15 protein-coding genes and 1 tRNA gene are annotated in these 22,074 nt (G+C 61.7%); 9 read left to right on the forward strand and 7 right to left on the reverse strand.

Annotation, left to right across the window (positions count from 1 at the left end; all coding sequences use genetic code 11):
- Nucleotides 1–57: 57 nt before the first annotated feature.
- The 4 genes from BMYO_RS04630 to BMYO_RS12085 all read right to left on the reverse strand — a co-directional run bounded on the left by BMYO_RS04630 (nucleotide 58) and on the right by BMYO_RS12085 (nucleotide 8,437).
- Nucleotides 58–2,937 (reverse strand): glycoside hydrolase family 2 protein, encoded by a 2,880-nt coding sequence (locus BMYO_RS04630; RefSeq protein WP_158216950.1) that lies wholly within the window; start codon nucleotides 2,935–2,937, stop codon nucleotides 58–60.
- A 788-nt stretch (nucleotides 2,938–3,725) separates the two neighbouring features.
- Nucleotides 3,726–5,798: an LTA synthase family protein gene (locus BMYO_RS04635; protein WP_094667355.1), complete on the reverse strand. Its 2,073-nt coding sequence runs from the start codon at nucleotides 5,796–5,798 to the stop codon at nucleotides 3,726–3,728.
- A 526-nt stretch (nucleotides 5,799–6,324) separates the two neighbouring features.
- On the reverse strand, nucleotides 6,325–7,254 hold the full coding sequence (locus BMYO_RS04640; RefSeq protein ID WP_094667356.1) for a metal ABC transporter solute-binding protein: 930 nt from the start codon (nucleotides 7,252–7,254) through the stop codon (nucleotides 6,325–6,327).
- A 292-nt stretch (nucleotides 7,255–7,546) separates the two neighbouring features.
- Nucleotides 7,547–8,437, reverse strand: coding sequence for a hypothetical protein (locus BMYO_RS12085; RefSeq protein WP_233428155.1), 891 nt, complete (start codon nucleotides 8,435–8,437; stop codon nucleotides 7,547–7,549).
- Nucleotides 8,438–8,490: 53 nt separating this feature from the next.
- Between BMYO_RS12085 and rpmB the strand changes: the two genes are divergently transcribed.
- The 7 genes from rpmB (at nucleotide 8,491) to BMYO_RS04685 (ending at nucleotide 12,143) form a co-directional block, all read left to right on the forward strand.
- A complete protein-coding gene (rpmB, locus tag BMYO_RS04655) occupies nucleotides 8,491–8,730 on the forward strand; it encodes a 50S ribosomal protein L28 (RefSeq protein WP_094667357.1) in 240 nt (79 codons plus the stop codon).
- Between the two features lie 160 nt (nucleotides 8,731–8,890).
- Complete coding sequence (rpmG, locus tag BMYO_RS04660; protein WP_044089945.1) at nucleotides 8,891–9,061, forward strand: 50S ribosomal protein L33; 171 nt, start codon at nucleotides 8,891–8,893, stop codon at nucleotides 9,059–9,061.
- 196 nt (nucleotides 9,062–9,257) lie between these two features.
- Nucleotides 9,258–9,563 carry a 30S ribosomal protein S14 gene (gene rpsN / locus BMYO_RS04665; protein ID WP_094667358.1) on the forward strand — a complete coding sequence of 102 codons (306 nt, stop codon included), beginning with the start codon at nucleotides 9,258–9,260 and terminating at the stop codon, nucleotides 9,561–9,563.
- A 69-nt stretch (nucleotides 9,564–9,632) separates the two neighbouring features.
- A complete protein-coding gene (locus tag BMYO_RS04670; protein ID WP_094667359.1) occupies nucleotides 9,633–9,890 on the forward strand; it encodes a type B 50S ribosomal protein L31 in 258 nt (85 codons plus the stop codon).
- A 40-nt stretch (nucleotides 9,891–9,930) separates the two neighbouring features.
- Entirely contained in the window at nucleotides 9,931–10,053 is a 123-nt protein-coding gene (locus tag BMYO_RS04675; RefSeq protein ID WP_003813936.1) for a 50S ribosomal protein L36, read from the forward strand.
- Entirely contained in the window at nucleotides 10,053–10,220 is a 168-nt protein-coding gene (gene rpmF / locus BMYO_RS04680; protein ID WP_094667360.1) for a 50S ribosomal protein L32, read from the forward strand. Before BMYO_RS04675 ends, rpmF begins: the two co-directional genes overlap by 1 nt.
- Nucleotides 10,221–10,517: 297 nt before the next feature.
- The gene (locus BMYO_RS04685) at nucleotides 10,518–12,143 is read left to right on the forward strand and encodes a metal ABC transporter substrate-binding protein (RefSeq protein ID WP_094667361.1); all 1,626 of its coding nucleotides are present in this window, start codon (nucleotides 10,518–10,520) and stop codon (nucleotides 12,141–12,143) included.
- Between the two features lie 532 nt (nucleotides 12,144–12,675).
- Here BMYO_RS04685 and BMYO_RS04690 read toward each other — a convergent pair.
- The gene (locus BMYO_RS04690; RefSeq protein WP_143249115.1) at nucleotides 12,676–13,599 is read right to left on the reverse strand and encodes a CTP synthase; all 924 of its coding nucleotides are present in this window, start codon (nucleotides 13,597–13,599) and stop codon (nucleotides 12,676–12,678) included.
- Between the two features lie 839 nt (nucleotides 13,600–14,438).
- A complete protein-coding gene (gene ileS / locus BMYO_RS04695) occupies nucleotides 14,439–17,753 on the reverse strand; it encodes a mupirocin-resistant isoleucine--tRNA ligase (RefSeq protein WP_094667363.1) in 3,315 nt (1,104 codons plus the stop codon).
- Between the two features lie 497 nt (nucleotides 17,754–18,250).
- On the opposite strand from ileS, the gene BMYO_RS04705 reads away from it, so the two are divergent.
- A tRNA-Arg gene (locus BMYO_RS04705) sits at nucleotides 18,251–18,323 on the forward strand.
- Between the two features lie 763 nt (nucleotides 18,324–19,086).
- Nucleotides 19,087–20,985: an ATP-binding protein gene (locus BMYO_RS12090; protein WP_233428156.1), complete on the forward strand. Its 1,899-nt coding sequence runs from the start codon at nucleotides 19,087–19,089 to the stop codon at nucleotides 20,983–20,985.
- A 185-nt stretch (nucleotides 20,986–21,170) separates the two neighbouring features.
- On the opposite strand, the gene BMYO_RS04715 is transcribed toward BMYO_RS12090, so the two are convergent.
- Nucleotides 21,171–22,040, reverse strand: coding sequence for a MurR/RpiR family transcriptional regulator (locus BMYO_RS04715; protein WP_094667364.1), 870 nt, complete (start codon nucleotides 22,038–22,040; stop codon nucleotides 21,171–21,173).
- Between the last annotated feature and the right edge of the window lie 34 nt (nucleotides 22,041–22,074).

A 22,074-nucleotide genomic window follows, 5' to 3' on the forward strand; every position in this document is an offset into this window, starting at 1 on the left:
CACCATCACGACGCACCATCACACCACACCGTCATGCCCAACCATCGCACCGCGCCATCACGCCGGGTCCACGATGACATGAGAACGGATCGGGGTACCGGCGGGCACCCGCCAGATGGCTTGGGCGCGTCCGAAATAGGTGGTACAGGAATTGCCGGCGAGCTCGTCGGCCGTGATGGGATTGGCACTGGCCACGCCGAGCAGTTGGGCGTCGGAGCAGGCATACGCGGGCATGTCACGAGACGGCTCGCGTGGCGTCACGGTCCCGAAGGCACTGGACATGTCCCGTACCTCATGCGATACCTCATGCGATACCTCACGCGGCGACACGCGCAGTACCTCGCTCGGCGCTTCATGCGGCGACGCGCCCGCCGGCCGTACCGGTTCCGCCGCAATCAGCGGGTTCGCCACCGTCTCATTCACCGACTCATTTGCCGACTCACGGAACAGCCCCTGCGATGAATCATGCGGCGCCGCCTCGCATCCGTCACCAATCACCGTGATACTACGGTCATCGGTCACATGGACCACCCCACGCGCGTCGGTCAGGGCGATGGATTCGAACACCAATTCCGTATCATCCCAGCGCGGATCGTTCTTCGGATACGGGTTCGGCACGCGCTCAACGCTCGTGGTCACCACCATCTCATCAGCCTGCGCCGACACCAACGTATCCCGTCCAAGCTCGAGCCCGGCGGCGTCGTAGGCCACGGCCGTCAACTCCCCCGGCTCGTACGGTACGCGGAACCGAGCCATACACCGGTACACCGGCGCCATGCCGATCTCACGACCATCAAGCAGCAGCCGAACGTGCCGTCCGCCGGAATACACCTCCACCAGAGCGTCGCGTCCTTCGTAACCGGCCCAGGACCAGCTGGCCACGCCGTCATGTCCGCGTTCGATGAATCGCGCGGTGCGTCCAGGTCTCGTCGCGCCGTCGCCATACAGCAGCTGCATCGGCCGTACGGTGATGGCGGGTCGGCGACGCACGCCGGTGACGATCTGCCGGTACAGCATTTGTCCGGTCGCCCGACCGGTGATGTCGATGAGTCCGGAGCCGCCGAGCAATCCCGGATACCGGCGGTACGGCCCGGTGAGCCTCCCACGGAGAGCCATGTGGTCACCGTACTCGCGCATCCAGCCGTCCGGTTCCGGATTCGCATAAGCCCAGGCGCTGACCGACGCCTCGCCGATGTAGTCCCAGCCGGTCCACACGAAGTCGCCGATGAGATAGGGCAGTCGGCGCATGGCCGGCCAAGTGAAGGCGATTTCCTGCGGATAGGTCTCACTCGCGCAGAACACGCGCTCAGGATGGACGCGGTGGAAGTACTCCGGTCCCTGACGACAGTAGTTGAGCCCCGCCACATCGACCTCGCAGAACACGGCGTTGGTCTGCCGGTCCATAACGCCGGTGCGCAGCGCAAGCGGCATGAGCCGGTCGATCATGGTGAGCAGAATCGGTCCGGAGGCATGTTCGAGCGTGGTGTTGAGACCCGGCTCGCCCTCCACTGTGGCATCATGCTCGTCCATACCGGCCTTGGTGCGGGCGGCCAGCGACAGTGAAATCGGATTCACGCAATCGATGACAGGTCGACTCGGGTCCAACGACCGGATGATCGAGCGCATCGACCGGGCGGCTTCGGCCGCACGCGGCGATTTGGTGTCCGCGATCTCGTTGCCGATGGAATACAGCACCACGCTTGGGTGATTGCGGTCCTTGCGCACCATCGCGGCCAGATCGCTGGCGTAATGGTCGCGGAAGGAGGAGGCGTAATCATAGGAGGTCTTGTGCATCCACCACATGTCGAACGCCTCGTCCATGACCAAAAGCCCCACCTCGTCGCACGCATCGAGGAATGCCTTCGACAGCGGGTTGTGGGCCGAGCGGACGGCATTGAAGCCCTGCTCCCTCATGATGCGGGCGCGACGGTATTCGGCCTGCGGGAAGGTGGCCGCGCCAAGGATGCCGTTGTCGTGGTGCACGCAGCCGCCGTTGAGCAGCACACGCTTGCCGTTGAGCCGAAGACCATGCGTCGCATCGCAGGTCAACGTGCGTATGCCGAAACGTTCGACGTGGGTGTCGAGCAGCGTACCGGTATTGTGGTCGTTGTTGATGGTGTTGCCATCGTTGTCACCGGAAACATCGTCATCATCGGTCCTGTACAGCGCGATTCGCGCGGTGTACAGCACCGGCGATTCCGGCGACCAGGGCCGCGCACACGGGATGATGCCGGTTACCCCACGGAACTGGGCGACCATGGTGCCGGAATCATCCATAATCGTCGTTCGCAGGTACTGGTTCGCGGCAATCGGCTGGTCGAGTTCGACGGCGACGGTGGCTGAATCGTCGTGAGACACTTCGGCGGCATCCGGGAGGGAAACAGTGCTGACGCGAACGCCGTTCGGACGAATCACGTCGAATATGGCATGGGCAGTGGACGGACCGGACGAATCAGGCATGCCGGATGCGTTAGCGCCTGTATCGGCGGCGGACGTGCCCTTCGTATCCGCGACCCATAGCCAAACCGGGCGGAAGATGCCGGAGCCGGAATACCAGCGGGAGTTGGGGATTCGGGTGTTGTCCACCAGTACGGTCAGCGTGTTGGCACCGGGCCGGACCAGATTGGCGATGTCGAGGTAGTAATCGCCGTAGCCGTAGGTGAGCGTGCCCGCGGGTTCGTTGTTGACCAGCACGGTGGCGCCGGGGTAGACGCCCTCGAATTCGAGCAGGCACGCGGCGGGCGGCTCGGAGGCGAAGTGCATCACCGTGCGGTATTCGTAGCTGCCGCCGGGGTAATAGCCGGTGTTGTAGCCGTTGGCGGTGTACGGGTCGCGGCGTTCGTGAATCATCGCATCGTGCGGCAGGGTGATTGACTGCCACGATCCCCCATCGATTGAACGAAATTGCCAATGATGATTCACGTCGATGCGTTGCATGGCTTTATTGTAGGTCGCCATGTGCCGGTGCGGCGGTGCGGTACGCAATGCTCCGGCACCTGTGCGCAGAACCGCCTATGTGCGGCGGCATGTGCGCATGTGTGCGGGGCATGTGCGTGGCGCGTGTGCGGTACAACAGACGGAAAAGGCCCGATATTTCGTATTGTGTACGTATCGGCGCGGTACGATCCGTGATTATCGACGTTTTTCGCGTATCGTACCACGCGTGCCGCGGCCGCCGATTCGGATACCCATGCAGGAATGGCGGAATTGCAACGATTCTCTTTGCGCTGCCGCGGTACGACATGTGAAGACAACGATTGCAGCAAGTGTTGTACCGCAACAGCGCGGTACAACACCACAAAAACCGTGATTTCGCCGTTTCATACCGCACACGGAGATAATGACAGTGCTTCCGCAACGGCGAGCAGTCTCATACCCGTAACTCGATGAACAAACAACTACCCCTCAGGCCCGCCGGGTCAGCTCCCATGACAGGGGAGCCAAGAAGCACACCAGCAGGCTCCGCCCGCGCTTTACCGACTCGCCTGTCGGCTCGCCACACAGCTCGCCACACTGCCTACGGACCGAAATCCTCCGGATTTCCGTCGCGGCAAGCCGCTCCCCTCACCTACGGACAACCCACCGGATTGTCCGCTTCACGGCTCGGCCGGGTTGTTTGCTTTACGGCAGCGGCACTGCAATTACGGACGGGCTACGCCCGCGCTTTGCTGACTCGCCTGTCGGCTCGCCACACTGCCTACAAACAACCCACTGGGTTGTTTGCTTTACGGCAGTGTCATGAAATCGGTGTCTTTGAGGTAGTTTTTGCCGGTGGTGATGTCGTACTGGATGAGCTTGTAGTCGGCGAGGAGCTGCTTGGTCTCGTCGTCGAAATCGGCCTCGGACATGGGGTTGCCGGACTGGTCAAGATAGATGCTCTGACCTTCGGGGATACGGTCCCAGCCCTGGATCTTGTTGACCACGGGCGGTTCCATGGCGGCGATCTTGGAGTGCATCTGCGTCAGGAAGGCGAGGAACGGCGAGACCTTCGCATTCATATGCTCGGCGGCCTGGGCCACGAAGAAGTTCGGCGAGGAGTAGTCCGCGTCATCCGCCTTGTTGCCCTGAGTGCCGGAGGCCTTGTTGGACCAGATGAAGTAGTCGGTCAGATGCAGGGCGAGCGAGTTGTTCTCGTCCTCGCTGGCCGAGGAGTAGATGCCCGGCAGATGGTCGCCGTAGAAGACCACGGTGACGGGCTTGTCCAGCTTGTCGAGTTCGTTCAGGAACTCCTGAGTGGCCTGATCGGTGATCGACGCGCCCTTCTGGTAGGTCTCAATCGACTCCTGTTCGTCCTTCTCGAGTGGCGTGCCCGTGGTGGATTCGGCGGTGAAGTCGTTGTTCTCATACCACTCGTGATAGGGCATGTGGTTCTGCATCGTGATGATCTGGATGAACTTGTTCGCGGTGCCGTCCTTGATGCCCTCGAGCGCGGAATCGTAGGTGGCCTTGTCGGACACGTACGGCGACTCGTCGATCTTGTCCTGATACTTGATCACGTCCGGACCGGTAAGCGTGTAGAAGTGCGAGAAGCCGAACTTCTTGTAGTTCGTGGCGCGCGAATACATGCTGGATTCGTACGGATGGTAGCCAAGTGAGTTGGCAGGCGCGCCCCACAGCTGGTTGACGGTCGGCGTCCAGTGCTCGGTGGGCACGAGCTGCTGGTACGGACTGGTCAGCGAGGAGTCGAAATTGGCCATGGACAGGCCCGTAAGCCCCATGTACTCGAGGTTGGCCGTACCGCCGCCGTAGCCCGAGGAAAGCATGAGGCCGGAGGTGGTGGACTCCTTGATCTTGCGGATGTTGGGCATGGAGTCCTTGTTCACCTTGAGCCCCGGCACTCGGCTGGGATCGGAGAACGATTCGGACAGCACGTAGACCACGGTGGAGTCGTTGAGATCGTTGCTACGGTCCGCATTGAGCTTCTCGGCGGCTTTCTTGTAACGCGCGGCCACCTGCTTCATGGTCTCCTCGGAATAGTCGTCCGGCTTGTCCATGACCTTCGGGTTGAGCTGGCGCGTGAAGGCGACGAGCGGACCGTTGCGCTGCGCGTCGTACACCGAATCCCACATGGACGGCTTGTCGCCCATTGCATGCGAGAACTTGTTGGCCCACGAGTCGGTGGTGCTCACCTGCATGCAATACAGGGAGAATCCGAGCAGCGCGAGCAGCATAACGAGCAGTCGCACGCCGAGGTTCAGGCCGAGATTGCTCGAACGCAGCATACGGCCGTTGCGCCCGTCGAGATGGCGCAGCGCCAAAATCAACGCCAGCAATGCCGCGAATACCGCAAGTGCCACGAGGATGGTCACATGGGCGCCCGCCGGGATGAACGTGAGCATATTGCCCGTATTGGAGCCGAGGAAGTTGAGGTCCGCGGGCAGGATGGCCTCGTAGCGGATCTCGATCTTGAAATGCTCGATGGCGGCCACGAAAATCGCCACGCCCACGATCACCGCGCTCGCGACCCAGAACCGGTTGCACAGCATGAGCAGCATGAGGTACAGCAGTCCGACCAGCAGCACGTTGAGCAGGAACACGAAGTTGCCTTCGAGCCACATCTTGCTCACGAAGTTGAAGCCGACGTCCGGGCTGGAGAGCTGCACGCGGGTGGAGCTGGTCGAGACGCCCACCTCCAGCGCGGCCACGGCGATGATGTCGAATACGACGAACAGCACACCGTACAGCCAACCGGGAAATGGCTTGTGCGGGTGCTTCGGGGTGACCTCGTCCGCCTCGGCCCGATTCGTCCAGAGCCGCCAACGGAACTTCGATGTGGTGTTACTGGTGTTTTCGCTCATTCGCCTGCTTGTCCTGTGATGCTTGTCCAGTCGCATATTGTCGTTGCCGAACCTTGGAGAATCAATGTTTCTCCCGGTTTCCTCACGGTTCCCTAACTATTGGCCCCGGTTGCGGGGACACTGGCCCCGGTTGCGGGGATATTGTGGCCCCGGTTGCGGGACCCTGTGCCGTTTACCGTCTATTCATGCTCAAGCAACCTTAACGCAAAGGGTGCCTCGGGATGATCCCGAAGCACCCTGAACATGACCCTGAATATCGGGGGCGCTTTTTGCTCGCCCGCTGCACGACGTTCGCCACACGGCGCTCGCTGCACGACGTTCGCTACATGGAGGTCGCCGCAGGACAGGACGATCTGCGGAGCATCGAATCGGCTACACGCTTCCGCCGTTCACGGAACCGGCGGCACGATGATTGCACCACTCGCGACGGCCGAGCTCACCGTATGACGGCCGAGCTCGCCATCGCCGGCTTCCGGGTTCCCGAGCCGGCCGGCTTCACCCCTCTGCTCCTTTATCTTTACTGCGTCTACTTCACAGCTGCGGAGAACTGGTCAACGAGCGCGTCCATCCAATCCAACAGGTTGTCGTATTCGGCGGGCATCTGCTCGGTGAGCTCCACGACCGGCACGTTGGCGTCCTTGGCGGAGCCCGTGATCTGATCGGTGGTGGAGTTGGCCTCCTGGGAGTTGAAGACCAACATCTTGATGGAACCGGCCTTGAGCGCGTCCTGGAAGTCCTTGATGTCGGCCGGGGTCGGCTCGCTCTCGTTGGCGGAGGCCTGCGCATACCCCTTCGGCGTGGCGTCGGTCATCTTGAGGTCGTCGGCCAGATACCACGCCACGGATTCGGTGGCGGCATACGGCAGGTTCGCGGTCTTGGCGGACGTCTCCTTGATCTTGGACTCGAGCTTGTCCTCCTTGGCGTGCCAATCCTCGTTGAGCTTGGCGTAGTCGTCCTTGTGGGCGGGGTCGGCCTTCTGGTAGGCGGCGGTGATGGCGTCGGCGGTGGAAGAACGGACCTCGGCGGAGAACCAGACGTGCGGGTTGTCGCCCTCCTTGATGCCGGCGGTCTCGGCGGCGTCGACCAACGTGGCATTGGTAGCCCCGGCCGCCTTGGACGCCCACGGGTCGTAGTCAGCGCCGTTGACTACGGCCACCTTGGCCGAGCCGAACTTGGCCACGTCCGCGGCCGTGGGCTCGTAGTCATGCGCTTCGACGTTGGTCTTGGTCATGATGTTGGTGACCTCGACGTTGTCGCCGCCAAGGTCGGCGGCCACCGAACCCCACTGGTTGATGGAGGCCACGACCTCGATCTTGCCGGAAGCCTGCGAAGCGTCGGCGGCGTCAGATTTGGCCGTACTGGAAGAATCGCCGGAGCCGCAGGCGGCCATGGAGAACAGTGCCGCGGCGGCTGCGACTGCCGCGATTGCACGCTTGGCGTTGGACATGATGGACATGATGGGTTTCCTCTCTGATGGGTTCGGTTGGACTGTTCCATCGGATGCTGGCCGATGCGCGCGAGTCGTGCGGCCGGAGATATTGCGTCAAACGTTCCGCTCTTCGCGTTTCTCACGAGGCGACCGCGCTCTCGCGCCATTCGCCTCCGCGTTATGCATCCGTGTTATGCATCCGCATGGATCGGTCGATTTCCAGCACCTGAGCATAACACATATCGAGAATTATTATCATTTGCATTATTGCACGGCGTGTCACCACACCCCACCACAATCGAACCCGAAACCGCCACCATCACCGCGCAGGCAGCTTCATGCCGACGGAACAATGCGGCAAATCACGGATTCCCACAGCCCGCGCATCCTCATACACCACCGCGTCCGGTTCGGCCACGGCACGGATGATCTCCCGACAACGGCACTCTCCCGCCGCATCCAAATGCCGGGACAGGCACCCCGCACCCACCACCGGCAACTCGAGTATGCAGGACGCCTCCCGAATCAGGCGGGACACCACCGCGCCGGTAGACCGTTCATCATAGACGGCATCCTCTTCACCCAGACCGCCCAGCCCGTACAGGCACAGACGGTCGTCATCGAAGAACCGTTCCTCGAACTCATCGAGGCCCACCGCACTGGCAACGTCTCCCACATACAGCGGCACGCCCCAGTCACTGAGATCGAATAGATCAGACAGATACTGCGCCACCGGCGTACCCTCGAGCCCAACCGGCAGCGAAATCAGAAACACCGCAGGCATGGGGGCCGGCAGCGATTCCGACGACACCGGCAATCGTGATGACCCCGGCAATCCCGGCAATCCCGGCAATCCCGGCAATCCCGGCAATCCCGGCAACAATGCCGAGCACATCGATTCCAACACGCGTCCGACGTCGTGCTTCACCGTGCAGCTCATGCAGCATTCCTCCAAACCGAACGAGTCGGTCTCCCCGAACGCCAGACCGTCGACCCGCGGCCGAGTAATCGTACGCACGACATCCAGCCCGGACTCGACGGCGGCATTCGGCCGCACATCGTACGTGATCGAGCACACGGACGGACAGGAATCAGCCAGCGAAAACGCAACGGCATCAAGACTGAGCCGATCAGCCCCGGTGAGCAGCACCACCGGCACGCCAGTGCCGCGCTCCGCGTTTCCCAATGATTGCAATACCGGATGAACCATAACAACCTTCCTTTTTTGATAATGGTTATCATTATGGTGTATAGTCTGCAATCATGTCCAAACAATGTCAAATCCTGGGCACGCATGCCTCCACCGGCAATCGCGTCTCCTATTCGCATCGGAAAACCAAACGAACCTTCTCGCCTAATCTGCAAACGAAGCGGTATTGGGTCCCCTCGCTGGGGCACACCGTCACGCTCACCGTGAGCGTCAAAGGCATGAAGACCATCGACCGCATCGGCATCGAAGCGGCGCTCGCCCGCATCCGCCGCAACCAGAACATCAACCGATGACTCGCGCCCGATACGCGCTCGGCAGACGCCGGTTGCGCGACGCGGGTGACGCTCATCAGCCCTGCGATGCGCACTCGGCAGGAAATAGGCACCTAACAGCCATCCGACAGACACCTGAGATGCAACCAACAAACATCCAATAGAAAGCAGTCGAAGCATCATGTCAAGCAAATCATCGGAGATCAGACCGGTCATCACCCTTAAGTCCACGGCGGGGACCGGCTTCACCTACACGACCCGCAAGAACCGACGCAACACGCCGGACCGACTCGAACTGCTGAAGTTCGACCCGGTGGTGCGCAGGCGCGTCGTCTTCCGGGAATCGCGTTAGAAGCCCCTCGCCCTTTACATCCGCCACGCGTCGTTTCTTAGGCAGATTCTGCGTTTCCTAGGCACATCCGCCGCAAAACCGCATACGCAAAACCGCGCGAATACAGGCATCGACCGAGCACGGCATGGCAGCGAGGTGCCTAAGTAACGAGAAATCTGCCTAAGAAATGAATCCACACATTCCCAAGGAGCCACCAATGGCCAAAACCAGCAAAATCAACCGACAAATGCAACGCGAGCGCATCGTGGCGAAATACGCCGAACGGCGAGCGCAATACAAGCGGGACAGCGTCAGCCCGCACCTGTCGCCCGAGGAACGCGCCGAGGCGATGCGTAAACTGCATGCGCTCCCCCGCGACGCCAGCCCGACCCGCCTGCGTAACCGGGACTCCATCGACGGGCGGCCGCGAGCCTTCAACCGCAAGTTCGGACTTTCGCGCATCAATCTGCGCGAAAAGGCGCATAGGGGCGAATTGCCCGGCGTAGTGAAATCAAGCTGGTGACCGCTGGCAATCGCACGCAATAGACGAACAGCCAATGCAATCACCACAACAACCAAGGAGCGACAACTAATGCAACAAGGCATTCACCCCGAATACGGCCCCGTGGTCTTCTACGACCGCTCAGCCGACAAGTACATCCTGACCAAATCAACGCTGGTCGCCAAGGCGAAAAACCTGCCAAGCATCACATGGGAGGACGGCAACACCTATCCGCTGGTCAATGTGGAGGTGTCCTGCTACAGCCATCCCTTCTACACCGGCAGGAACGTCGTGCTCGACACCGCAGGCCAGGTGCAGAAGTTCCACGAGCGGTACGGCCGGAAATAACCGAGGCCCACCATCTCACTACAACCACGAAAGCAACACCATGAAAGTCAAATCCTCCATTCGATCGCTGGCACGTAAGGACGGCTCCTATGTCGTCCGACGCCGCGGACATCTGTACGTCATCAATAAGAAGAATCCGCATTGGAAAGCGAGGCAAGGCTGATGGCACTGCCGAAATACCGGACCTCACGGTCACACACCCGCTCACGCCGAGCCAATTGGAAGGCGAAAGTCCCACAGTTGGCCACGGTCACCACGCCGGAAGGCGAAGTCGTCCAAGTTCCCCAGAATCTGGCCGCAGCCGTACGGAAGGGGTATATGAAGCCCTAATGTCCCGCGTGTCCTGCGTCGGAAATGTGTTGACGAATTGGATATCCCTCAGGCCTCGCTTTGCGAGCGGCTCTCCTAGCAAGGAGCGGGAATGTCATGAACAGCCTCCGACGCCGGACATTAGCCGAACTGCCCATAGACATGGCAGAACCTCCGCAAGCCGGCATACGAGCATCTCTTTGTAGAGTCGCCGGATATATACGGCTCTCCCCCAAAATTCGCCCGCAAAGACCGACCGTTGAAACAGAGCACACCCAGAAACTGAATCATCAAAACAATCAGGTAGAAAGCCTAAACATGACTAACCCAAACGCTAGCCAGCCCACGCCCGAAACCAATCCCAACGCTCGCGCAGCCATCGGCGAACGCCGTACACCGGTCATCGCCAGCATCGCCGCATTCTGCGTCGGCGCGCTGCTCGCCGGCGGCATTGTCGGCGGATTCGCCTACGCAAGACAAGGCCAGACGTCCGGCGGTGAGCCCGGCGGCAGCACCACGGCGACGGCTGCGGATTCCTGCGACACGACATTCACCGTGGTCGCCTCGGTGAATCAGTGGGGTTCGCTTGCCGAGCAACTCGGCGGCTCCTGTGCCGAAGTCACCTCGCTGATCAACTCGACCTCCGCCGATCCGCATGATTACGAGGCCACCGCCTCGGACCTCGCGAAGCTCGCCAAGGCCGACATCGTAGTGCTCAACGGCGCCGGATACGACGGCTGGGCGGAAAAGGCTCAGCTTGACCCGGACAAGCAGGCCATCGTGAACGTGGGCGACCTCATGGGCATCACCGCCACCGAGGAGCACTCACACGAGCATGAGGAAGGGGCCGAAGGCGAGGAAGGCCACCATCACCATCACGGCTCCACCAACCCCCATGTGTGGTTCAGCCCTGAAGGCGTGCTCAAAGCCGCCGAGGCGATCAACGACGCGTACGTAACCAAGGCCGGCGAGAACTCGAAGACCGCCGCCACCGTGCAGCGCCACTTCAACGAGTGGAACGGCGAGTACGCCGACTTCGTCGCCCTCGTGAACAAGGGCCGGGCCGCAGGGGTGCAGCGCAACTACGTGGCCACCGAGTCAATCATCAGCTACCTGCTCGATTACATCGGCGCGACCGACAAGACCCCCGAAACCTACACCAACGCGATGAACAGCGAAGCCGAGCCTTCTGCCGCCGACCTCAAGAACGCGATGGACATCGTCGCCAGCGACGACGTGGACATCCTCGTCGTCAACCCGCAGGAGATGGGTGGCTTCGCCAAGAAGCTCAACGAAGCCGCGATCTCCAGCAACAAGACGATCATCTCCGCCACCGAACAGCTACCCGAGAATCAGAAGACGCTGCTCGACTGGCTCACCTTGATCGCCAAGCAGGCGCTGGCCACCGATACCACGAACGGTTTCTTCCTCACGCAGGACGTCAAGGACCGCACGCTTGCCGACTACGAAGGCGAATGGCAGTCTGTATACCCGTACCTTCAGGACGGCACGCTCGACTCCGTGATGGAGGCTAAGGCCAAGAAGGGCGACATGACCGCCGAGGAGTACAAGCAGTACTACGACACCGGCTACAAGACCGACGTGGAGAAGATCGTCATCAAGGGCGACCAGATGAGCTTCACCCGTGGCGGCAAGACCGCGACCGCAACCTACAAGTACGATGGATTCAAGATCCTCGACTACGCTAAGGGCAACCGCGGCGTGCGGTTCCTGTTCACCGCCACCGGTGACGTGCCCGCAGGCGCACCGAAGATCGTGCAGTTCTCCGATCATGGCATCGCGCCGGGCAAATCCGCGCACTTCCACATCTTCATGGGCGACGACTCCCAGGAGGAGACCCTGAAGGAGATGGACAACTGGCCCACCTACTACCCGGCGTCCCTGAGCAAGGAGGAAGTGGCCACCGAGATGCTGGCGCACTGAGCGAATCGGCCGATTCGGACAGCCATCGCCTCTGCGCACCGGCCCAGTCTCGGGCGGCGGACCGACCCGGTCTCGGGCTGCGGACCGACCCCGTCCCAGACAGCGGACCGGCAGGCCGTCGGACAACCGACTCCCCCTCAGCCCCTCTCAGGCCTCAGCGTCCGTTTTCTACCAGGACAGCCCCGCTTCCAGTAGAAAACGGCCGCTACCGAGCCGCTCAGCGGCTGTTTTCTGCTGGAAAGTCCCCACTCTTGGTAGAAAACGGACGCTAATCGGCCGCTCAGCGGTAGTTTTCTACCAGAAGGACCTCACTCTCAGTAGAAAACGGACGCTTACCGGCCTTTCAGCGGCTGTTTTCTACTGGAAGCGGGGCTCTTCTGGTAGGAAACGGCCGCTGAGTCCACCTGTCACGAAGATGTCACTAAGCATCGGGCCCGAATACAACCACCACGTCCTGGCACAACCCGAGTCACCAAACCCTTCTGTAATCCGCCACCGGCATGACCACCAGCGCCAATAAACCCCATCATCCTCAAGGCACACCGCCAACTCGTGGAATCCCCACGCCGGCCAGCTTGTCCGCCAATGGCTGCCGATGAACGACGTCATCGAAAGTAAAGCGGACTATACGACTCACGCCCCACGCATATAATCGGCGCTCGCGCTCGCTTTGCTGGTGCACCACGGCCTGAATTGTTTTGCGGCCCGTCATCGCCGGATCGACATACTTGGCCACGCCGTCATACTCGGCAACGACCGTGTACCCGCCCGGGAACAGCCACGCGAAATCGACTCGATACCATTCACCAGCATTCTGCGGATTGGCAAATATATGCTGCAACTGCGGTACCGCAAAACCCATCTCAATCATGACGGCGCGGGCCAGCGATTCGCCGCCGTTCTCACTCAACGGGTTCGCATGCGTCAGGAGGCGTTCCACCGCCGCGGTATCACGGTGAAGCGCCGAGCAGATGGCACGCACGGCGCTCGCCTCATGACCATTTCTGAATGCCGAATCGAATATGGGCAACGCACTGGCAAACGGCAGCATCAATCCGCAATCTACCAGCGTCCTGGCAACCGATGTCACTGGTATGCCTTGTATTTCAACCGCAGGCAAATCGGTCATGAAAATACGATGCACGCCCTTTGCGCCGTGTCCGGCATTCACGGAGGAAGCGATATACACGGCGCTGTGAATCGACCACTGATGGGCGAAACCGTGTATGGCCACTGCCGTCGGCCCGGCGAAGACCCATGACGGATGCCGTTGTGACAAGCACCGCACGATGTGCTTCACTTTGTCGGCGCCATTCAGCGTTTTCCAATATTGGGCGTCAATGAACAGGCCACGATGCGGACTGACCAGTTCGCCGTCGCGCGTCCGCCGCCGGAGCGCCTTGCCTTCGGCGTCGTTTGCCGCGAACACACAGCTTCGTTGCTGCTGCGCCCGCATGAGTTTGTCCGTGATGGTGTGATGCGTTTTCATGCGGACGACGCTAACGGCCGCTCGCCGTCGTTGTCCAGCTGAACCGACCTATGTGGATACAGCTTCGGCAATCCGGCGTGTTGTGGATAACTTCGCGGGGAAATAATCCGCGAAGACAGGAGATCACCAATCGATATGGCATAGCACCGACTGGAACAGCCTCCACGCCCCGGTCCAATAACCATCCGATTACTAGGGTCGCCATACACACATTTCAGCCGATATCCCAATCCGAGTCCGAGGAGAAGACCCAGCCTATGCCAACTGATGAGACATGGCCAGAACTGAATGGAAGGAAATGGAAAGGAAAGAATGGATTTGTTATTCCAAAGTGCTGTCAACCACTGGAATCGCTGCAATTACTGTCCTCCAAGCATTCCCAATCAGGCCGGAACAGCGGGAAATCAACACGAGCGTCCTACGAACAGCAACACCTTGGTCGAACATAGCTAAAAAGAAAGGTTGTGTTAGACCAAAGTGTGCTTAACCAGAGAGCGTTCCAACTAACGGGACAGTGAATTACCTCGGAATAACCAATGATGTCTGTCCTGATAAGGAACCGGTCCGCGCCGAGTCTTCCTTGGGAAAAACGCACTCGGGCCACTCGGAACACCGCGATTACTCAGAACAAATGCACACCTTGGTCTGGCACAGACAAAAGGAAGGTGGGCTGAACCGTTTGGCTCAGCCCACCTTATGTGGCACATCTTGGCGAAACCGCCGTCAGAAAACGGCCAGACGTCTGGCTAATCGCCAGCCAATTGCCAGCCAATCACCAGCCGATCAGACCGTCAATGACGACGTCATCACGCCTTGGCGACCTCCACGGCCAGTTCCTTGGCGTCCTCGTCAGCCTTGACCTCCAGCGAGGTGGCCAGCGTTTCACGGGCGATGAGGTCGCGGAACTGCTCGACCTTCGCCGCATCGGCAGCCGGCACGGTCAGCGTCAGCGCGATGCGATCGGCGATGTCGAGGCCGGCGTCCTTACGGGCGTCCTGCACGGCGCGGATAGCGTCGCGGGCGTAGCCTTCGGCCACCAGGTCGTCGGTCAGCGCGGTGTCGAGGATCACGAAGCCACCGGTCGGCAGCGCGGCGGACACGGAAGCTGCCGCCTCGGCCGCGTTCTCCTCCTCCACGCGATTGATCAGCTCGTACTCGCCTTCGACCAGCGCGATCTCGCCATTCGGCGTCTCGACCACGGGGGCGCCGGAGGCATCCACGCGCCACGCACCGGTCTTGGACGCCTTGATGGCGAACTGCACCTGCTTACCGAGGCGCGGACCGGCCGCACGGGCGTTGACCTTGAGCTGGTGAACGATCTTGAGACCCTGGGAGCCGGCGTCCTCCATCGTGCAGAACTCGATGTCCTTCACGTTGAGCTCGGACTTGAGCACCTCCGCGTAGGCACGCACGTCGTCCACGTCCTCGACCACCACGGTGAGCTTGGACAGTGGCTGGCGCACGCGGATCTGCGAGGCCTTGCGCAGGGACAGGGTGCCGGAGACGACCTCGCGCACCTTCTCCATCGCATTGACCAGCTTCGGATCGTCGACGAGCACGCGACCGAGCTCGGTGGCCTCACCGGTCTCCTCGGAGACGACGAACGGCCAGTCGGCCAGATGCACGGATTCGCCGCCGGTCAGGCCGCGCCACACGGACTCGGCCTCCATCGGGGCCAGCGGCGCGAGCACGCGCATGAACACCTCGAGCACGGTGTACAGGGTGTTGAACGCGTTGGCGTCCTCGTTCCAGAAGCGGTCACGGGTGTTGCGGATGTACCAGTTGGTGAGCACGTCGATGAAGTCGGACGCGGCGTCGCAGGCATCGGAGATCGCGAACTCGTCCAGCGCCTTCTCCACGCGCTCCACGAGCCGGCGGGTGCGGGCCAGCAGGTAGCGGTCCATCTCCGGCAGGGCGACGACCTCGTCGGGGCGCAGCTGGCGCGCGTCGAAGCCCTTGCCGCCGTTGGCCGCGTTGGCGTACAGCGTGAAGAAGTAGTACGAGCTCCACACCGGCAGCATGACCTGACGCACGGTGTCGCGGATGCCCTCGGCGGTGACAATCAGGTTGCCGCCGCGCAGAATCGGCGAGCTCATGAGGAACCAGCGCATGGCATCGGAACCGTACTTGTCGAACACGCCGTTGACGTCCGGGTAGTTGCGCAGGTGCTTCGACATCTTCTGGCCGTCGGAGCCGAGCACGATGCCGTGGCAGATCACGTTCTTGAACGCCGGACGGTCGAACAGGGCGGTGGCCATGACGTGCAGCAGGTAGAACCAGCCGCGGGTCTGACCGATGTATTCGACGATGTAGTCGGCCGGGAAGTGCTGCTCGAACTTCTCCTTGTTCTCGAACGGGTAGTGGAACTGCGCGAACGACATCGAACCGGACTCGAACCAGCAGTCGAGCACGTCGGGAATGCGGCGCATGGTGGACTTGCCGGTCGGGTCGTCCGGGTTCGGACGGGTCAGGTTGTCGATCCACGGACGGTGCATGTTGATGTTGCCGTCACGGTCGCGCGGGTAGTCGCCGAAGTCGGCCTTGAGCTCGTCGAGCGAGCCGTACACGTCCACGCGCGGGTACTTCGGATCGTCGGACACCCACACCGGGATCGGCGAACCCCAGAAGCGGTTGCGGGAGATGGACCAGTCGCGCGCGTTGGCGAGCCACTTGCCGAACTGGCCGTCCTTGACGTTCTCCGGAATCCAGTTGATCTGCTGGTTGAGCTCCAGCAGACGCGGCTTGATCTTGGTCACGGAGACGAACCAGGAGGAGACCGGCTTGTAAATCAGCGGAGTGGCGCAACGCCAGCAGTGCGGGTAGGAGTGCACGTAGCTCTTCTCCTGGAAGAGGATCGCGCGGTGCTCCTCAGGGATGGACGCGAGCGGACCGTCGCCGGCGCGCAGGTTGCGCAGGATCGGCAGATTGGCGTCGAAAACGAAGAGCCCCTCGTACTCCGGGCACTGCGCGGTAAAGCGGCAGCCGGCGTCGAGCACGTCGGTGCTCTTGATGCCCTTGGCGTTGAGCGTGTTCATATCGTCCTCGCCGTAGGGGGCCTGGTGGACCAGACCGGTACCTTCGACGGTGTCGACATAGTCGGCGGTGAAGATGGTGTAGCCGTTCGGACCGGGCACGTTGCCCTCAGTCTCGGCCTTCTCACCCGCGAAGTACGGGAAGACCGGCCAGTAACGGCGTCCCTCGAGCTCGGAGCCCTTGAGCTCGCGCACGACCTCGTAGTTCTCGCCGAGCTCCTTGCTGTAGTGCGGCAGCAGGTCCTTGCCGAGGTAGAACTTCTTGCCGGCGAACTTGCCTTCGGTGGGCTTGACCTCGACATAGTCGATGTCGGCGCCGACCACGATGGCGAAGTTGGTGGGCACGGTCCACGGCGTGGTGGTCCAGAAGACGGCGTAGGCGTCCTCGTCGCGCATCTTGACGGCCACGGACACGGTGGTGTCCTGACGGTCCTGATACACGTCGGCGTCCATCCTGAGCTCATGGGCCGAAAGCGGCGTACGGTCCTTCGGACAGTACGGCAGCACGCGGTAGCCCTGGTAGGCGAGGCCCTTGTCGTACAGCTGCTTGAAGGCCCACATCACGGACTCCATGTACGGGATGTTCAGGGTCTTGTAACCGTGCTCGAAGTCCACCCAGCGGGCCTGACGATGCACATAGTCCTGCCATTCGTGCGTGTACTTGAGTACGGAGGCGCGGCAGGCGTCGTTGAACTTGTCGATGCCCATCTTCTCGATCTGGTCGACCGAGTCGATGCCGAGCTCCTTCTGCGCCTCAAGCTCGGCGGGCAGGCCGTGCGTGTCCCAGCCGAACACGCGGTTGACCTTGCGGCCCTTCATGGTCTGATAACGCGGAATGACGTCCTTCGCATAACCGGTCAGCAGGTGGCCGTAGTGCGGCAGGCCGTTGGCGAAGGGCGGGCCGTCGAAGAACACGAACTCGTTCTGGCTGTGGTCGCCGGAAGGGTTGCGTTCGACGGACTTCTGGAAGGTGTCGTCCTTGTCCCAGTAGTCCAGGACGGTCTCCTCCATCTGGGGGAAGCTGGGGTTCGGCGCTACGTGCGCGGTCTCGCCGCCCTCGTTCGCCTTGGGATATACGTTTTCGCTCACCGTAAATCTCCTCGTGGGTCTGGTTCGGTCCACAGGGACGATTGGTTGCGATGATTGCGCCGGACGGGCGTTACGTGGTGATTCAGCCGTGGACTCCGCCGGCCTGAGGTGTTCGTGATACCATCGACCGTCCGTCTCGCAGCCGGAACCTTGCGTTCCGTCCGGAGCGACCATCTCGTCGCCCTGCTACGAGGACGATGCCGGACGACTTCCGCCGCACCCGCCACCGCGGTACCACCTCGCTTGCCGCCGCTCGACCGGACCGGAGCCCGTTCAAGCGCGACCGCTTGCGTTCGGCTGTTTCGGGCCGATCCCGTCGGGTCTACTGGGCGATGACTCGCCGTTCTTCCGAAGGCTCCCCGCTGATAACGGATCACTGCCCTGTACAACGAGGCATATCATAACACGTCCGCGAGCCAAAGATTCCGGGGATTCCAGAGATTCCGGACCGGCCTCAATTTCCGAGTCGCGACCGACTAGTATGTTTATCCGCTGATGCCCCTGTAGCTCAATGGATAGAGCCACGGCCTTCTAATCCGTCGGTTGCCCGTTCGAGTCGGGTCGGGGGCACGATGAGGCACCGGCTTTTGGTCGGTGCCTTTTGCTTTTTGCGCTGTTCAACCGGTGTTGGCGAGCATTGACAAGTATTGACAGGCAATTGATGAGTAATTGACGAATATGCCGCATCAGAATCTGTACACGTTAGAATCGTCACCCGGTAAACCGAATCGAGTCCTTCCCATGTTGTCCCATGTCGTCATGGGGTAGAGGCCTGAACGTGGGGTTATGCAGAGAGTGTGGGGTGATGCGCAGATCTTATCCGCGCGCGTTGGGTTACGGTCATGCGAATTTTGTCGTTCGAAATCGGAAGCGGTGCTTGGTGGCGTGCCCCCGCAGCCGAAAAACGGCTTAATTCGAGCTGCGGGGGCACACCCAGATTCTGGGCGAAATCGTGTGGTTTAACGAAAATGGCGGAATCATGCGGTTTCTGGTCTACAACAGTGTGCCCCCGCAGCCGAAAAACATCCATAAAGTAGCTGCCGGGGCACGGGCTGTGCCCCGGCAGGCGAATTTGACGCTTGAAACGTCTCCGGGGGCACAGTCGTGTGCCACGGAAGCTCGAAATCCGGGTAGTAAGCGCTACGGGGGCACAGAGCAGAGGACTCCGAACGCCTACCCGGATCCCACCTGCCATCCTGCAGACGCTACGGGGCACGGCGCAAGGCCCTGCATGTCAAACCGAAGGAGACCGGACAAACCGCACTCACCATATTTGCTCGCATTTGCTCGCTGTTGCGCGTGTCTGGCACAGGAAAGTACGTACCATCGAGGCATGGGGACAGCGGCACACATTTCAGCGGGCATCGATGCCGGATATTCCGGTACATCGAATCTCACGTATGACTATGCCAGGCACAGCTTCGCGACCGCCGGCCTCGACTGGGGAAACGTAGCCGAATCATTGTCGATTGACGCGATCACTGTCGCCAATACGATTGCTGTCGCCCACACAAGCACCACTACCGACGCGAACGGCACGACGGACGAAACCGGCACGACCACTACAACGAACGCGACCGCAGCAGGCGGCAGCGTTGCACCCACCGACACGACGGACGCCACCGGCACGGCAGACGCAGCCAACACAGCAGGCGCGACCTCCGCAAGCGGCAGCGTTGCACCCACCGGCAACGCCAGCACGACAAACGAAACCAGCACGGCAGACGCAACCGACGCGAACGGCACGACGGACGAAACCGGCACGACCACTACAACGAACGCGACCGCAGCAGGCGACAGCGTTGCACCCACTGACACTATCGATACGGCATACGCGACTGATGTAGCCAGTGCGGCAGACACAGCCAACACCGCCAACGCCATAGTCTCCGCCGGCACGAACAACCCGGCCCGCATGACCGCCTTTGCCACTGATTCTGCCGACACCGTCACTACGGCTACCGCCGGCACCGACGCCGACACCGCTGTTGCTGCTGCCAACACCACCACTACCACAACCGCCGCCACTGCCACAACCGCCGGCACGATACATCCACCCATCACCCCCGCATCGGCCAACCCGCTGCTCGCCACACTGCTTTCAGACCAGTGCCCGTATGCGACCAAGGCCATCATCTTTGACGGCGACAGCAAGCACAGCATCCGCGAGCGATACACGTTCACCGGCTCGCTGCTCAGTCAGCTGGACGAGGCCGGCATGTTGCTCAACCGCATCAACGAATCCGGTCGATACCCTGCCGCAGCCCTGCGCGAGGCGCTGGTCAATGCGCTGGAGCACCGCGACTACTCCTACTCCGGCCCCACACTCATCAATGTGTTCGATTCGAGACTGGAGATCATCTCCCTTGGCGGCCTGACCGACGGCTTCGCCATCAACGACCTGCTAAACGGAATCTGCCAGCCTCGCGACCCGATGCTGGCCCAGTTGCTGGCCAATCTGGGCCTGTGCGAGGACTGTGGCACCGGCGTGCAACGCATCATGGACGCCTACGCAGGCAATCCGATCAGCCCGCAGTTGCGCGTCGGACCGTCGTCAGTGGCGTTGGTGTTGCCCACGCTGGTCGAGGCGGCCAACTCCCCCAATCCACGCAATCGCGGTTCCGCCAGTTCCGGCGCCAATGCCGCCGCGGCTTCGTCCGGCAGAACCGACGGCACCGGGCATGACAACGTCTACCACTTCCCCACGTTCCAACGTGTGACCGATCAGGCGGCCGAGGCGCTGGCCGGGGCCCGCGTCATCGGGTGCTCACCGCTGCAGACGCTGGTTCTCGGCCGGGGGTTTGATTGGGAGTCATACATCTTGGCCGACGGCCATGGCGGCGTTGCAACCACCATCCCGACCACCATCCCGACTGCAGCCCCAGCCGCAGTCCCATCCACCGGCTCATCCAACGGCATCACCAACACCCACGCCGAGCCCGCGCAAAGCACCATTGCCCTAGCCTCCCTAGCCGCCGGAGCGGCATCCGGCAGCGCCGGCCCGGTCTCACCGGCTCTGGACATGACGACGCTGCGCCAGTCGAACGAGACGTTGGAACAGACGACATTGAATCTGCTGGCGTCGAGCGGAGTGAACCTGAGCCGCAGAATGATTCAGGAGCAACTGGGATTGAGCCGCGATCAGGCCGGCAAGCTGCTGCGCCAGCTGACGTTGGACGGCAAAATCACAAAGCACGGCCGCTCGCGGGCCACCACGTACTCCATCGTCTGATTCCGCCGCGCGCAATGACCGCGACGTTCGACGTTCGGTCATGCGATGCGGACACGCCAGTCGGCCGAGAAACCGGTTATTCCCGTACCCCGTCAGCAGCCACAAGCCGGCACGGCAGCATTCGCGCGGCTCCCCCGCAACGCACACCTTGCGGACGGCCCATAGGCACCGTCCGCCCCCGCGGCTCAGCCCTCGAAGACGCGGTCGCGAATCATGCGGCCGGATTCGTCCAACGCGGTCGAGAACCGGCCGTAGTCGGACAGAATCACGCCCATGTAGAGCATGTCCACCAATGCGGTATCGGCCACGCGCGAGAAAATCGCATTGCCGTAGATGGTATGCGAGTCGCGGCCGGTGAGAAGCACTACATCAGCCCAGCCGGCCAAGGGCGCACCCACGGCGTTGGTGATCGCGATGGTTTTGGCTCCCCGCGACTTCGCCAACCGCAGCGCCTTGACCGTATCGGCCGAGCTGCCTGAGTGGGAGAACGCGATGGCGACATCGCCATGTGTGAGGTGTCCGGCGCTGATCTGCTGCAGGTACGCATCGGTATTGAGGCGACACATGAGCCCCAGATACTCGAGCTTGGTGAACAGATCCATGGCCGGCGTCAGGGAGTTCTCCACGCCGAAAATATCGATGAATCGCGCCTCGGCGATGAGTGCGATCGCCTTGCGGTAGGCTTTGCCGTCAAGCGCGCTGTACAGCTCGTCCATGAGCGATTTCGCGCTGTCCACGGCCTTGGCCGGAATGTCGTCCGCGCTGTCCCACGGGTTCAGGTCGAAGCCCGCGAGCGGATTGAACGTCACCTTGTGCTCGGCGTCCGGGTGGCGCAGCACATAGCGCAGCTCACGGTAGCCGCCGAATCCGAGCTTGCGCGAAAAACGAATCACCGTGGGCTGGCTGACGTGCGCGATATCCGCCATCTGGCCGACGGTCAGATCCGCAGCCTCCTCGATATGGTCCCGGATATACTGGGCCACGGACCGCTCCGCCGGGCGAAGCGTCGGATACACGTGGTCGATGCGCTCGCGGATTCCCACCGAGGACTGCACAATACGCTCCTGACGTCATTCCGTTCAACCTTAC

The organism is Bifidobacterium myosotis (assembly GCF_002259745.1).
GTDB lineage: Bacteria > Actinomycetota > Actinomycetes > Actinomycetales > Bifidobacteriaceae > Bifidobacterium > Bifidobacterium myosotis.

What these genes read in the sequence shown, in the direction of transcription:
- BMYO_RS04630 (WP_158216950.1), bottom strand. Translation starts at nt 2,937, where the DNA reads ATGCAACGCATCGACGTGAATCATCATTGGCAATTTCGTTCAATCGAT.
- BMYO_RS04635 (WP_094667355.1), bottom strand. Translation starts at nt 5,798, where the DNA reads ATGAGCGAAAACACCAGTAACACCACATCGAAGTTCCGTTGGCGGCTC.
- BMYO_RS04640 (WP_094667356.1), bottom strand. Translation starts at nt 7,254, where the DNA reads ATGTCCATCATGTCCAACGCCAAGCGTGCAATCGCGGCAGTCGCAGCC.
- BMYO_RS12085 (WP_233428155.1), bottom strand. Translation starts at nt 8,437, where the DNA reads ATGGTTCATCCGGTATTGCAATCATTGGGAAACGCGGAGCGCGGCACT.
- rpmB (WP_094667357.1), top strand. Translation starts at nt 8,491, where the DNA reads ATGTCCAAACAATGTCAAATCCTGGGCACGCATGCCTCCACCGGCAAT.
- rpmG (WP_044089945.1), top strand. Translation starts at nt 8,891, where the DNA reads ATGTCAAGCAAATCATCGGAGATCAGACCGGTCATCACCCTTAAGTCC.
- rpsN (WP_094667358.1), top strand. Translation starts at nt 9,258, where the DNA reads ATGGCCAAAACCAGCAAAATCAACCGACAAATGCAACGCGAGCGCATC.
- BMYO_RS04670 (WP_094667359.1), top strand. Translation starts at nt 9,633, where the DNA reads ATGCAACAAGGCATTCACCCCGAATACGGCCCCGTGGTCTTCTACGAC.
- BMYO_RS04675 (WP_003813936.1), top strand. Translation starts at nt 9,931, where the DNA reads ATGAAAGTCAAATCCTCCATTCGATCGCTGGCACGTAAGGACGGCTCC.
- rpmF (WP_094667360.1), top strand. Translation starts at nt 10,053, where the DNA reads ATGGCACTGCCGAAATACCGGACCTCACGGTCACACACCCGCTCACGC.
- BMYO_RS04685 (WP_094667361.1), top strand. Translation starts at nt 10,518, where the DNA reads ATGACTAACCCAAACGCTAGCCAGCCCACGCCCGAAACCAATCCCAAC.
- BMYO_RS04690 (WP_143249115.1), bottom strand. Translation starts at nt 13,599, where the DNA reads ATGCGGGCGCAGCAGCAACGAAGCTGTGTGTTCGCGGCAAACGACGCC.
- BMYO_RS12090 (WP_233428156.1), top strand. Translation starts at nt 19,087, where the DNA reads ATGGGGACAGCGGCACACATTTCAGCGGGCATCGATGCCGGATATTCC.